The organism is Paraburkholderia sp. BL6669N2, from assembly GCF_003387275.1.
GTDB lineage: Bacteria > Pseudomonadota > Gammaproteobacteria > Burkholderiales > Burkholderiaceae > Paraburkholderia.
The window spans coordinates 151,691-165,557 of record NZ_QUNA01000001.1 but is presented as its reverse complement, the minus strand read 5'-3'; the positions used below and the strand labels follow the sequence as shown (position 1 = coordinate 165,557).

Below are 13,867 nucleotides of genomic sequence, written 5' to 3'. Positions count from 1 at the left end.
CGGGTTTAGACGAGAGCGCGTTTACACCGAATCGGCAGATGATTTGCGTTGGGTCGCGAGGTTCTCAGCACCTTTCGACGGCGCGTTTCAAGCGCGCGAAATCGACGCAAAGGCAGCGCATCCCGTCAGCTGGAGCACCGAGTCATTTTGCGGTGTCTGGATCCGCGCGCACAGCAAGGTCGATGCTGCGAGCGCCGCAATGCCGGGCGTCGCGAACAACGCGCGCTCCAGAACAGATCGGATTGCGAAACAAAAACGGGAGGTGGTCGTGGGCAGCGCGTACGTCGTGGCAACGAGTGGATTTGCCATCGACGGTAAGGCAGGCCTTTGTATAAGAAAAACGCGTCATTCTGCTAAGCAAATATGCGAGATTTTCTTGCGCGGCGCGACGCGCTCACGCGCGGCGGTTCAAGCAAGCACGCCTGCCGCGCGCGGCGCGACGCGCTCAGATCACGCGAAACCCATGCGTGCCGTCGCGTCCGAGTTGCGTGACGAGACCGTACTCCCATTCCAGATACGCGTTCATCGCTTCGCGCGCGTTGTCGGTGCCCTCATAAGGCCGCCGGTAACGATCGATGCGCGCCGACGCCATGCGTGTCTCGCCGCTCTCGACCGGCAAGCCCGCTTCTATCCACGCCGCGGTGCCGCCGCTCAGCACCTGCACCGGTTTGCCGGTCAATGCCGCAACGTCGGGCGCGGCGAAGCGCGCGAGCCGGCTGCTGCCGCTGGTGACGACATAACGCTGCGCATCCGGCAGCTTGTGCAGCGCCTTCTCGAGTTCGCTGCGAATCACGAACCACGCACCGGGAATATGACGCTTCACATAGTTCGCGCTGCTGGTGAAATCGAGCACGGCGGTGCCGCGCGATTGCAGCAGCGTCACCAAGCCGGCCGGCGTGAGCTCATCGGCGTCGGGCGGCGTGGGCGCATGGCGGACCGCGGGCGCCGCACCCTTCTCGCCGAAGTCGGCGGCCATCAAACCATCGACGACATACACCTCGACGTTCATCTGCGCGAGCCACGACGCGGTCATGTTCGCGCGCACGCCGTCATTGTCCGCGAGGATCACGCGCGCGCCGCGCACCGGCGCGAACATGTCGGTTTCCTGCACGAGCTGGCCGCCCGGCGCGCTGCGAAACCCGGGCACGTGGCCCGCTTCGTATTCTTCCGGCGTACGCACGTCGAAGCGATATACGGTGCGTACCGCTTCGCCGGCCCAGCGGCGTGCTTCGTCGCGTGACGTGCGGCCCACCCTCGCGCGATCCGCCACGGCGCGTGCGGAATCGGCAGCAGCCAGACGCAGTTGATCGTCGGCAATCGGCTCGAAGCGGCGCGAACTGCCGTGCGCCAGCGCCTGGCCGGCCAGCGTCCAGCCGATCGTGCCATTGCGCAGCGCCGCGACCGGATTCGGCAGGCCCGCGTTGATCAGCGACTGCGCACCGATGATGCTGCGCGTGCGCCCCGCGCAATTGACGATGATCCGCGTCGACGGATTCGGCGCAAGCTGACGCGCGCGCAGCACCAGCTCCGCGCCGGGCACGCTGATGCTGCCGGGAATATTCATGGTTTGATATTCGTCGAACGGGCGCGCGTCGAGCACCACCACGTCCGCTTCCTGATCGAGCAGCGCCTGCACCCGCTGCGCGGTGAGCGACGGCGTATGCCGCACGCTTTCCACCAGTTCGCCGAACGCCTTGCTCGGCACGTTGACGTCCCGGAACAGCTCGCCGCCGGCCTCGCGCCAACCTTGCAAACCACCTTCGAGCAAGGCGACGTCGGTATAGCCCAACTGGTCCAGACGGCGCGCGGCACGTTCTGCGAGTCCTTCGCCAGAGTCGAATACGACGATCGGCACGGCCTGGCGCGGCAAGCGCACGGGCGCGTCGAGTTCGAGCCGCGACAGCGGCAGATCGGCGGCAAACAGCGGATGACTGCGCGCGTGCGGATCTTCCTCGCGCACGTCCACGAGCGCGATTTCCTCGCGATCGAGCAGTGTGCGGCGCACGTCTTCGAATGATCGGGTACGAAATGCCTGAACGAAACTCATGAGATGAAGGACTCCTTTGCCACATTCCAGATGTGCGGCAACACGTCGTTCGCGTAGCCGGAGACAAGCGGCTTGCGGGCGCACCGCCCGGATAGACGGACCGTTTCACCGCACCGATATTTGCACCGTACACGTGAATGCTGATCGACGTACGGTCACTAAAAGCGTCGCTCACACGATGAATATCGCCGATGCAAGGCGACACCGCATCCACGGCGCCGGTGTCGAGCCGCCTGGCTGCGCCGTTTTCTGCAGCGTGCCGCCTTCGGCGGTACGGTGATGCTGCGCAATTTCCGCGCCACGCGGCACGCGCATCAGGCTCCGCACGGTGTGATCGCGACGAGCAACGCAATCCGGCCGGCGAACGCGCGCAAGCGGTCGGGCCTCAGGGCTTAGGTCATCGATAGTTGAGAAGACCGGTTTGGATAGCGCTGATCGACGGCACTTACGCACCATGAGCGAGTGCGGCGTTGAAGGTGTCAATCAACAACAGTGCGACACATCGGCACGCCCTTCGATCACGGCGCCACGTGCAAAAATATCGGCCACCTGCTGCTCGCGCGCGCTGCGATGCGGGTTTGCATGTAACGCCTAAGCGGTTCCAGTTCGGCGTTTTCGCCCTTGCCACGCCCGCGCGAGCAAACCCCCTTTCATGAACGTGGACATCGCGACCCCGTCAGCAGAAAAGCGCAAGCTTTGCGAGAATGCCCCATCGCGCGACAGCGCCGGAAACAACAAGTGAACAGACAATGATCCCCTTCTCGGTCCTCGACCTTTCGCCGGTCACCGCAGGCGCCACGCCGGCCGACGCGTTCAGGAATACGCTCGACCTCGCCCAGCACGCGGAGAACTGGAACTATCGCCGCTTCTGGCTCGCGGAACATCACAACATGACGGGCATTGCCAGCGCCGCGACTGCGGTGGTGATCGGCTATGTCGCGGGCGGTACGAAAACGATCCGCGTCGGCTCGGGCGGCATCATGCTGCCGAACCATGCGCCGCTCGTCATCGCCGAACAGTTCGGCACGCTCGCGTCGCTTTATCCCGACCGTATCGACCTGGGCCTCGGCCGCGCGCCCGGCACTGATCAGAGCACTGCGCGCGCGTTGCGCCGCGACTTGCAAAACAGCGCGGACTCGTTCCCTGACGATGTCGTCGAATTGCAGCGTTATTTCGCCGACCCCGTGCCGGGGCAGCGCATTCGCGCCGTGCCGGGCGCAGGCCTGAACGTGCCGCTGTGGCTGCTCGGTTCGTCGCTCTTCAGCGCGCAACTCGCGGCGGCGCTCGGTCTGCCGTTCGCCTTCGCTTCGCATTTCGCGCCGGATTACATGCTCACGGCGTTGCAGGTCTATCGCTCGCAATTCCGTCCTTCGGCTACGCTCGATAAACCACATGCGATGGTCGGCGTGAATCTGTTCGCCGCCGATACGAATGAAGAAGCGCAGCGTCTTTTCACCTCGCTGCAGCAGCAGTTCATCAATCTGCGACGTGGCACTCCGGGTCAGTTGCAACCTCCGGTCGAACGGCTCGAGGCGTCGGAGATGGAATTGAACGGCGTGGCGCACTCACTCGCCTGCACGGCGCTGGGCGATCGCGATACGGTGCGCGAAGGCTTGAAGTCGATCATCGAGCAAACCGGTGCGGATGAGTTGATGCTCACCGCGCAGATCTACGATCACAAGGCGCGACTGCGCTCATTCGAGATCGGCGCGCAAGTGCGTGAGGAGTTGGCGGGCGGCAAATAAGACCGGTAACTTCGTCGACGAATGCAAAAAGGGTAGCCGGTGGCCGCCCTTGTTTGTCGATCGGCGCGACTCGACCGCGTCATCAATTCAATGGCTCGCCGGCACCGCCGCGAGACCGTCCAGCAGTGCTTTATGAAACGCCTGCGGATCCTGCATCTGCGGCGCATGCCCCAGTCCGGCGAATTCGACGAGCGTCGCGTGCGGAATTGCCTTGGCGGCGGCCTTGCCGAGTTCCGGGTAATGGCCGATTTTCGCGCGTACGTCGGGAGGCGCGGCGTCCTTGCCGATCGCAGTGGTGTCCTTCTGGCCGATCAGCAGCAGCGTCGGCACGCTCACCTGACCGAGTTCATAAACAACAGGCTGCGTATAAATCATGTCGTCCAGCAACGCGGAATTCCACGCGACGATCTGCTTGCCCGGACCGCGATACATGCCCGCCAGCATCTGCACCCACGGTTCGTAGTTCGCGCGCCACTGCCCCGCGTAATAAGTCGACTGCTCGTAGCGGCGAATGCTTTCGGCGGTCGTCTTCAACTCGCGCTCATACCATTCATCCACTGACAACGAGGGCACGCCCTTCGCCTTCCAGTCTTCCAGACCGATCGGGTTGACCAGCACCAGTTGCTGCGTCTCGCGCGGATACATCAGCGCGTAGCGGATCGCCAGCATGCCGCCGGTGGAATGCCCGATCATCGTCGCGTCGGTCACGCCGAGCGATTCCAGCAACGCATGCGTATTGCGCGCGAGCTGTTGAAAACTGTACTGATAGTGCTCGGGCTTGCTCGACTTGCAAAAGCCGATCTGGTCCGGCGCGATCACGCGATAGCCGGCGTCGCTCAGCCGATGAATGGTCGCGTCCCACGTCGCCGCGCAGAAGTTCTTGCCGTGCAGCAGCACCGCTGTGCGGCCGTTCGCCTTGGCCGGCTTGATATCCATGTACGCCATATGCAGCGCCACTCCTTGCGAGGTGAAGTCGTACTGGCTGACCGGTGCCGGGTAGTTGAAGCCCTGCAACTCGGGGCCATACGCCGGGCCGGTATCGCCCGCGACGCTCGTGGCGGCTGAAGCGGCGGGGCTGCCCGGACTCCCCGCGTCGACGCCCGCGGACGCGGCGGCACTCGCGGGCGTGGCGGCGGATGCCGCAAAAACGGCGGGCGCGGAAGCGGCGGATAGCGCACAAACGCTCAACGTGGCGAGCAAGAACAGGCGGCGAAAACTCATCGAAGTTTTTTCTGAAGGGAAAAGCACAGGAGGCATGCGGGGCAAACGCACGGCGCGACCATCGCCGAAACCCCGGCCGGGAGCGCACGATTCTACGACGCGCCGCCCGACTCTGCTGCCGCCGGCGCCGGCTGACAGCGGCATGGCGCTCGTGGCACGCATATTGCGGCTCGGCACCGCACGCTTTATATGTGTCGTGGCGCACGGATCGCCGCGGTGCAACAGGTGATCGTGCGCAAGATGGGCGCTCGCGCGGCATCGGCACAATTCAGACTACTCGTCCGCGGCAAATCAGTGCTAGAACTAGCAGACGGGCCCGCGAAGACGGAGCCGGCGCGCAGCACGATTCATCAGTGGAGAACAAGCGACCCACGCATCCGGGGCATACTAATCAGGAGACAGACATGCACACTCCGGCACGGCTGAACGATCTGCAACGCACCACCCTCGCCATCGTCCTTGCGGGCGGACGGGGCACGCGGCTCGGGCCGCTTACCAACAAACGCGTCAAGCCGGCGGTGCACTTCGGCGGCAAATACCGGATCATCGATTTCGCGCTGTCCAACTGTCTGAACTCCGGCATCCGTCGCATCGCGGTCGTCACGCAGTACAAGGCGCACTCGCTGTTACGCCATCTGCAGCGCGGCTGGAGTTTCCTGCGCGGCGAGATGGGCGAATTCATCGACTTGTGGCCCGCCCAGCAGCGTGTGGAAGGCGCGCACTGGTATCGCGGCACCGCGGACGCGGTGTTCCAGAACCTCGACATCATCCGTTCGATCCGGCCGAAATACGTGGTGGTGCTGGCGGGCGACCATATCTACAAGATGGACTACACGCGCATGATCGCCGACCACGAGGAGAGCGGCGCGGATTGCACGGTCGGCTGTATCGAGGTGCCGCGCATGGAGGCGGTGGCTTTCGGCGTGATGCACGTCGATGAAAACCGCCGCGTGACCGACTTCCTGGAAAAGCCCGCCGACCCGCCTTGCATTCCCGGCCGCCCGGATACGGCGCTGGCCAGCATGGGCATCTACGTGTTCAGCGCGGATTACCTGTATTCGTTGCTCGAAGAGAACATCTCCACCATCGACACCGATCACGACTTCGGCAAGGACATCCTGCCGCGTGTGGTCACGCAAGGCATGGCCATCGCGCATCCGTTCAGCATGTCGTGCGTATCGTCGGATCCGAACGTGGAGCCGTACTGGCGCGACGTCGGCACGATCGACGCGTACTGGGCCGCCAATCTCGACCTCGCCTCCACCATCCCGACGCTCGATCTCTACGACCGCAACTGGCCGATCTGGACGTACCAGGAACAGTTGCCGCCCGCCAAGTTCGTGCGCGACATGAAGGGGCTGCAAGGCTCGGGCAATAATCTGATCGTGTGCGGCGGTTGCGTGATCTCGGGCTCGCAGATTTCGCGCTCGGTGCTTTCGTCGGATGTCAAAGTGAGTTCATTCTGTAACATCAATGAGGCAGTCTTGTTGCCGCAGGTTACCGTCGGCGCGAGCTGCCGGCTGCAGAAAGTGGTGATAGACCGCGGCTGCACGATACCGGAGGGCACGGTGATCGGCGAAGATCCGGTGAGCGACGCCGAGCGCTTCTACCGTACCGAGGACGGCGTCGTGCTGGTCACGCCGGAGGCGCTGAAGCAGAAGATCTAGCCAGGCCGGCTGCCGCCGGCTCAGCCGCGCCCAACCCGAACCAACAGGACAGAGACTGAGCCTATGACGATTCGCGCCCTGCACGTCGCAAGCGAGCTGTATCCCCTCCTTAAAACGGGCGGTCTCGCCGACGTCGCGGGCGCGTTGCCGCCTGCGCTGATCGAGCGCGGCGCCGATGTGCGGGTACTGTTGCCAGGCTTTCCGGCGGTAGTCGCCGGTTTGACCGACCTGACGCCGGTCGCGCAACTGGGCCGCCGCTTCGACGCGCCGGGCGTCACGCTCGAACGGGGCACGCTGGCGTCGAACGGCCTGGTCGTCTATGTGATCCGCGCGGCCACGCTGTACGACCGGCGCGGCAATCCGTATCTGAATGACGAACACGTGCCCTACGGCGACAACGCGCAGCGCTTTGCGCTGCTCGGCTGGGTCGCCGCGCAACTTGCGCAGCAACTGGACCCGGCGTGGTCGCCGCAGATCGTTCACGCGCACGACTGGCACGCGGGGCTCGCGCCGGCCTATCTGAAGGCGGCCGAACGCCAGCATGGCAGGTCCTTCGCCCGCAGCGTCTTCACGGTGCACAACCTCGCGTATCAAGGCGTATTTCCCGCGCACCAGTTCGGTCAGCTCGGCCTGCCGGACGATTTTTTCAGCGTGCATGGCGTCGAGTTCTACGGGCAAATGTCGTTTCTCAAGGCGGGCCTCTACTACAGCGACCGCATCACCACGGTCAGCCCGACCTATGCACGGGAAATCCAGACGCTTGCCCAGGGCGGCGGCCTCGACGGTTTGCTGCGCCATCGCGCGCACGATCTGAGCGGCATTCTGAACGGCGTCGACTACACGGTCTGGTGTCCCGGCACCGATACGCTGCTCGAGAACCACTACAGCGCGACGCGGCTCGCCGGCAAGCTTGCGTGCAAGGACGCGCTGCAAAAACGCTTCGGCCTCGCGCAGAAAAGCGACGCGCTGCTGTTCGGCGTGGTGAGCCGTCTGACCGAGCAGAAAGGCCTCGACCTGCTGCTCGAAGCCGTGCCGGAAATCATCAAACACGGCGGACAGCTGGTCGTGTTCGGCACCGGCGACCCGGCGCTGGAGAACGGTTTGAAACGCGTCGCGCACACGCACCCGGAGTCTGTGGCGGTGGAGCTGGGATTCGATGAAACGCTCGCGCATACGATCGTCGCGGGCAGCGACGTGATAGCGGTGCCGTCGCGTTTCGAGCCGTGCGGCCTCACGCAACTGTATGCGCTGGCGTACGGATCGCTGCCGCTCGTGCATTGCGTGGGCGGTCTCGCGGACACGGTGGTGGACGCGTCGCTCGAAAATCTCGCCGACGACCTCGCCACCGGTTTCGTGTTCGAACGATTCGAACCGAAGGGGATCGGCGCAGCCATCCGCCGCGCCTTCGCCCTCTATGGGCGCCGTACCGAATGGAAGGCGGCCCAGCGGCGCGCGATGCGCCAGGACTTCGGCTGGGGCGCCTCGGCGGAGCGTTATCTGGCGTTGTACCGCGAGCTCGCATGAGTTCGAAAAAGCCGTTGAGCAAGCAGGCCCGCAGCATTTCATGGGCCGGGGCTGGCTTCGCAGCCGTCCTCCGCCGCGTGCGCGTGTGATGGTTCGGCGCAACAACTCGGGGACGGATCGACTCGCGCGCGGCAAAGTCATGTATTGTTTCCTGACAATGCAGCGCGTGCGGGTTTCCTGCACCATCTGAAGCATTCCTGCCGCACGAGGCGTCCGGTGCTTGCCGGATCGCCGCCGCGGTGCACCCTTCCCGTTTTCATTGATCGCGCAGACCCGTTGCGCGGGCCATACCATGACCAAAAGCGTTCTGAGCATCCAGTCACATGTCGTCTTCGGTCACGCCGGCAACAGCGCGGCGGTGTTTCCGATGCGTCGGCTCGGCGTCAACGTCTGGCCGCTCAATACCGTGCAGTTCTCGAACCACACGCAATACGGCCATTGGACCGGCAGCGCGATCGACGGCTCGCAAATGGAAGACCTGGTCGACGGCATCGGCGCGATCGGCATGCTGCCGCGTTGCGACGCCGTGCTATCCGGCTATCTGGGCACGCCCGAACAGGCGCAGTCGGTGCTGGAGATCGTCAAGGCCGTGAAGGCTGTCAATCCGCGCGCCTGGTACTTCTGCGACCCGGTGATGGGCGCGGCGAGCGGCTGCAAGGTGGAACCGGGCATCCAGGAGTTTCTCGTGCGCACCATGCCCGAGATGGCCGACGCCATGGCGCCGAACCACACCGAATTGCAGCGCCTCGTGGGACGCGAGATCGAAACGCTGGAAGAAGCCGTGACGGCATGCCGCGAGCTCATCGCGCGCGGGCCGAAGCTGGTGCTGGTCAAGCATCTGCTCGATCGAAACAGTCCCGCCGACCGCTTCAACATGCTGGTCGTCACCGAGCGCGAATCGTGGATGGCGCAACGCCCGCTCTATCCGTTCGCGCGGCAACCGGTGGGCGTGGGCGATCTGACTAGCGCGGTGTTCGTCGCGCGTACGCTGCTCGGCGATTCGATTCGCGCGGCCTTCGAGCACACGCTTGCCGCCGTGAACGCGGTAGTCAAGACGACCTGGCAGGCTGGGCGTTATGAGCTCGAACTGGTGGCCGCACAGAATGAAATCGCGCAGCCGCGCGAGTGGTTCGATGCGTGGGTGGCGGATACGGCGTAGGTGGCGGCCGCGCACGACGTTTCAGGCAATCCTCAGCGCTAGCATAGCGGCAGGTCCGAGCAGCCCACGCAAAACCGTCTCCTGTGCGCGTCGTGGCAATCGATTCGCGCCGCGTCTCTCGACTGTCAGCCGGCCGTCCTATCCTATAATGCGTGCCGCGTGGACAAGGCACCTGTGCCCGCCCGCAGCGCATTTTTCAGGCATCCGGCATTCAGTTTTCAGCAGACGAGGCATCGATGGACGGTTATATCCGCAGCGAGCGGGAAGAATTTTTTGAGCAGTTGTGCATCAGTGTCGACGCCGACGAGGCGCACGAACAGGAAGCGATCGAGTTCTTCGAGAGCCAGTTCGACCAGGCCGACTTCGATCCCGCGCAATGGCTCGACATCGCTTTGTACTATTCGCCGGCGGTGGCGCGCGGCATCGTCGATATGGTGACGCCGGACGACAAGGCGCGCAGCAATATCGCCGAAGTGATCGCCGACAACCTCGACATCTCGTACGGCGAAGACGAATGCCAGCAGTTCGCCGAGACCATCGAATTCGCGCTGAACAACGGCGTGCCGGTGGATATCGACCTTGTACTCGACGGCTGCCAGCGCGCCCTCGACGATCTCGACACATGGGCCGACGAAGACACCAAGGCGCCGCTTCAGCGTCTGCGCGAGGAGTTGTTGCGCCAGCAAGGCGAGCGTTGAGCGGCTGGTTTCGAAGCCGTTACGAGTTTCCATTCTGACAGGCGGCAGCGACCTTGCTCCGCCACAGCGCGGCGGCCACGCTGCCCGCGCATCGTTCATATGCAGCAATCCGCACCCGCGCGCCCGCGCCGGGACGCCGCCAGCCAACGCGCTGCGCGGGTTATGCCGAAATGCTCATTCAAAGCGCCTCGAACTGCCAAGACGGTGCCAATTTGGCTTTCTATATTCGCGCCAGATTGATCGCCGCTTGAACGCAAATGCGCGCAAGTGCGCGCATTCCCGCATTGTTCAAAGCGACCGATCATTCGTAGTCTCTCGATGCGCGCCATGCGAAGTCCATGCGCGCGCGTCGATCCAGCGTTACCGCCTTGCCGCTTTCACTACCCGAAACTGTCGATGGAAGGAGAGACCATGAGTCTTCGCTACACGCTGAAACCGCTTGCCCTGTTCGTTGGCGCTATCTTCGCCATCGCGCCGCCGGCCAGCTTCGCCGACGACCTGCCGGTGAAGATCGGCTTCGCCGCCCCGCTGACCGGCGCCAACGCCGGCTACGGCAAGGACCTCGAAAACGGTGTCCGGCTCGCAATCGAGGAAGCCAACGCGCAAAAGATCAAGATCGGCGACAAGGTGGCGCAATTCCAGATCGTCTCCGAAGACGACCAGGCCGACCCGCGCATCGGCGTGCAAGCCGCGCAGAAACTGGTCGACGCGGGCGTGTCGGCCGTGGTGGGCCACTTCAACTCGGGCACGACGATTCCCGCTTCGCAGGTCTACGAGCAGGCCGGCATTCCGGTGATCGACCCGGCCGCCACCAATCCGATCATCACCGGACGCGGCTTCGCGAACACCTTCATGGTGATTTCCACCGACGCGCAGAACGCCGGCAACGCAGGCGTCTATGCCGTGGAAGTGACCAAGGCCAAGCGCATCGCGATCATCGACGACCGCACCGCGTTCGGCCAGGGCGAGGCCGACGAGTTCGAGAAAGCCGTCAAAGCGCACGGCGGCAATCTCGTGGCGCGTGAGTACACCGACAACAAAGCGGTGGACTTCAGCACGCAGATCACCAAGATCAAATCGACCAATGCCGATCTGATCTTTTTCGGCGGCCTGGACACGCAGGCCGCGGGCTTCGCCAAGCGCATGAAGCAACTGGGCATGAACGCGCAACTGGTTGGCGGCGGCGGCGTGATGGATCAGGACTTCATCAAGCTCGCGGGCGATTCCGCCGAAGGCGTGATGGCCTGGGAATATGGACGGCCCCTCGCACAGTTGCCGGGCGGCAAGGATTTCTCCGCGAAGTTCAAGAAGCGTTTCGGCGTGGATATCCTGTCCTATGCGCCGTTCGGCTATGACGGCGCGTGGGCCGCGATCAAGGCGATGCAGAAGGCCAAGTCCAGCTCGCCGAACGACTACAGGCCCGCGCTCAAGGCCATCGATTTCGAAGGCGTAACCGGCAGGATTTCCTTCGACAACACCGGCGCGTTGAAGAGCGGCGCGTCAACGCTTTATCAGGTCAAGAATGGAGCGTGGGTGCCCATCGTGACCAAGAGCGGAAGTTAAGCCAGGCCCCGATTCCGGCACGGTTTGCTCGTTTGCGCCCGTGCCGGTGGAGTCACTGTGGCTTCTTCGAATTGGCGACCTTGACCACCAGTTCGGCATCGAGGTCTCTCTGGATTCGCACGAGATCGTCGTGCATCCCGGCGAATTCACTCGCTGAACACATCTGATGATCAAAGGCGGCGCGCAGGTGCCGCCTGACCTGCAAGACCCGCGCGGCCGGATCGTAGACGTAGCTGGATGAAAAGGTCAGAAAGCGGTCTTGCACCGCCGTGTCGGATGGCAAATCCGTCACTCGAACGAAGCGCGGCAGCGTCATTTCCAGGGTCTCGTCGAACTCTCCGCCGATGCACGTCCAGGGCTGAGTCCTCGCAGGCTCCGCGAGCCACGCCTGCACCTGCGAGCCCATGCCGCCGGAAAAACTCGTCAAAGCGGGTACCGCCGTGGTGCCGTCGGTCCAGACGAAGTGTTCCACCTTCCCTTGCATCGACGCGGCGAATGGTCCGGTCGTGGCGCCGAGATCCGCCGTGCGCAATTGCGACGTGCCGTGCAAACCCGTCTGCAATAGACGGTTCGCGGCAATCTGCTGCGTGCGTTGCCGCGTCGAGCGCCGAAAGGTATTGCGCTCGATCTCGGCGGTAAAACCCGCGTCCTCGACCCGGTAAGCGTAATTCGCCGCGCCGTTTTCATCGATGTCGATCTGCACGCGCGCGCTGCGTTCGCGCAACTGCGTGGCCGGCGTGCGCGACAGCACGCCCTCGCCGACCAGCAATACCGGCCGGTCCATCACGCTCGGAGGCAGATAGCCGAACGCCGTGCCGCCCGCCGTCGTGTCCGCATACAACGACAACTCAGGAATCCAGACGATCGCATGATTGATCGCGCTCGATCCGTAGCCGGGCACGTCCGGCAAACTGTAGTACGGCCCGAGATTGAGCAGTACCGCCTCGCTACGGATGCCGACCGCGGCCAGCAACGCACCGTAGAGCGCGACGTGGTCCTTGCAGTCGCCGTAGCGGTTGCGCAGGATGTCGGTCGCCTTGTGCGGGATCGCCGCCGTTTCGCCAAGAAACAACGCGACGTAGCGGATATTCAGACGCATCCAGTCGTAGAGCCGTTGCGCCTTCACGCGCGGATCGTCAGTGCCGGCGCTCAGCGCTTGCGCGAGGCGGACAATCGCCGGATCGCCAGTCGTCGCGTCGGTGGCCGGGCCGCGATAGCGCGCGGCAAAATTCGCGAAGTCCGGCTCCGTCGATACCATCAGGCGATCGCCCCAGTTCGCGTAGCCAACCGCGCCCGCTTCGAGCGGCGCATACGCTCCGTGCTGGTAGTCGAACTCGTAGCGGGTACGGCCGTTTGCCGTGACCGGCGGCACGGCGACGTAGCCGCGCGCGTCGGCGTAAAGCGGCACGTCGGCAGGCAGATCGAAAATCAGGCGCTGCAGTTCGACCGGGTCGCGGGTCGGCTCGACGAGGTAGGCGAAGGTGCCCGCCTGCAAGGGCTTCGTGCGCGTTTTGCGGAACGCCAGATGCACGCGCGAGCCCGGCTCGACGCCCGGGAAGATCACCGTGCGCAACACGCCGTCCTCGAAACTCGGCGCGCCTGCCGAGCGCGGCTCCTGCACGTCGCGGATCGCCTCGGGACCGACCGGATGCGCCACGCCGTTCAGGTCGATCGTTTCGGCGGCCAGCAACTGCACCTGCTCGATGTCCTTGTTGAACCACACGTAGCGTTGCGCGATATCGTCGACGCCGCTCGTCGTGTTGGCGCGCAGGACGGTGTCGTCATGCTCCTCGACGGAGCCGTCTTTCTGGATCGTGAAGAGATGGACGTCGCGCTCGATCGTGGAAGGCGCGCGGTCGTCGCCGGATGCGGTCGACGCGCTGTCGTCGGCGAACGCGCTGAACGCGACGCACGCGCCCAGCGCCGACCCACCGGCCAGCCTGAGAACAAACGCCATGCACCGCGTCATGTGCGCCGCGCCCTGCCCCGCGCGCCATCCTGTCGACTACGGGCAAGCGCCCGCTGCAGCGTGACGGCAATTTTCCCCAAGATGTACCTCGGCTGAGTCCGTATCGTGGTTTTAGCACATGATGGCCGCGCGGTCCGGCTCGCTGCGTCGACGCCGATCGATGCGACGGCACGCCGATTCGATGAACCTCTACCGGCATCACTTGGGATTCGTTCCGTCGGACCGGCATGGCGCTCGCGCAGGATCGCGTGATGTGGACACTCGCAGCGGAGCT

General features: G+C 64.4%; 9 protein-coding genes. 6 read left to right on the top strand and 3 right to left on the bottom strand.

The genetic code is table 11. From position 1 onward, the window contains the following. Window positions 1-445: 445 nt before the first annotated feature. The gene (locus B0G80_RS00690) at window positions 446-2,047 is read right to left on the bottom strand and encodes a rhodanese-related sulfurtransferase (protein ID WP_116116579.1); all 1,602 of its coding nucleotides are present in this window, start codon (window positions 2,045-2,047) and stop codon (window positions 446-448) included. A gap of 749 nt (window positions 2,048-2,796) precedes the next feature. On the opposite strand from B0G80_RS00690, the gene B0G80_RS00680 reads away from it, so the two are divergent. Next, window positions 2,797-3,792 (top strand): LLM class flavin-dependent oxidoreductase, encoded by a 996-nt coding sequence (locus tag B0G80_RS00680; protein ID WP_106285966.1) that lies wholly within the window; start codon window positions 2,797-2,799, stop codon window positions 3,790-3,792. Between the two features lie 87 nt (window positions 3,793-3,879). Here B0G80_RS00680 and B0G80_RS00675 read toward each other — a convergent pair whose 3' ends face one another. After that, window positions 3,880-5,013 (bottom strand): alpha/beta fold hydrolase, encoded by a 1,134-nt coding sequence (locus tag B0G80_RS00675; protein ID WP_116119459.1) that lies wholly within the window; start codon window positions 5,011-5,013, stop codon window positions 3,880-3,882. 404 nt (window positions 5,014-5,417) lie between these two features. On the opposite strand from B0G80_RS00675, the gene glgC reads away from it, so the two are divergent. The 5 genes from glgC (at window position 5,418) to B0G80_RS00645 (ending at window position 11,624) form a co-directional block, all read left to right on the top strand. After that, the gene (glgC, locus tag B0G80_RS00670) at window positions 5,418-6,680 is read left to right on the top strand and encodes a glucose-1-phosphate adenylyltransferase (RefSeq protein ID WP_116116577.1); all 1,263 of its coding nucleotides are present in this window, start codon (window positions 5,418-5,420) and stop codon (window positions 6,678-6,680) included. Window positions 6,681-6,743: 63 nt separating this feature from the next. Next, window positions 6,744-8,204 carry a glycogen synthase GlgA gene (gene glgA / locus B0G80_RS00665; RefSeq protein WP_106285963.1) on the top strand — a complete coding sequence of 487 codons (1,461 nt, stop codon included), beginning with the start codon at window positions 6,744-6,746 and terminating at the stop codon, window positions 8,202-8,204. A 292-nt stretch (window positions 8,205-8,496) separates the two neighbouring features. Next, window positions 8,497-9,363, top strand: coding sequence for a pyridoxal kinase PdxY (gene pdxY / locus B0G80_RS00660; RefSeq protein WP_116116575.1), 867 nt, complete (start codon window positions 8,497-8,499; stop codon window positions 9,361-9,363). A gap of 236 nt (window positions 9,364-9,599) precedes the next feature. Further along, entirely contained in the window at window positions 9,600-10,061 is a 462-nt protein-coding gene (locus B0G80_RS00655) for a hypothetical protein (protein WP_116116572.1), read from the top strand. 411 nt (window positions 10,062-10,472) lie between these two features. Further along, window positions 10,473-11,624 (top strand): branched-chain amino acid ABC transporter substrate-binding protein, encoded by a 1,152-nt coding sequence (locus tag B0G80_RS00645; protein WP_106285960.1) that lies wholly within the window; start codon window positions 10,473-10,475, stop codon window positions 11,622-11,624. A 52-nt stretch (window positions 11,625-11,676) separates the two neighbouring features. Here B0G80_RS00645 and B0G80_RS00640 read toward each other — a convergent pair whose 3' ends face one another. Further along, on the bottom strand, window positions 11,677-13,593 hold the full coding sequence (locus B0G80_RS00640; protein ID WP_116116569.1) for a DUF3857 domain-containing transglutaminase family protein: 1,917 nt from the start codon (window positions 13,591-13,593) through the stop codon (window positions 11,677-11,679). Between the last annotated feature and the right edge of the window lie 274 nt (window positions 13,594-13,867).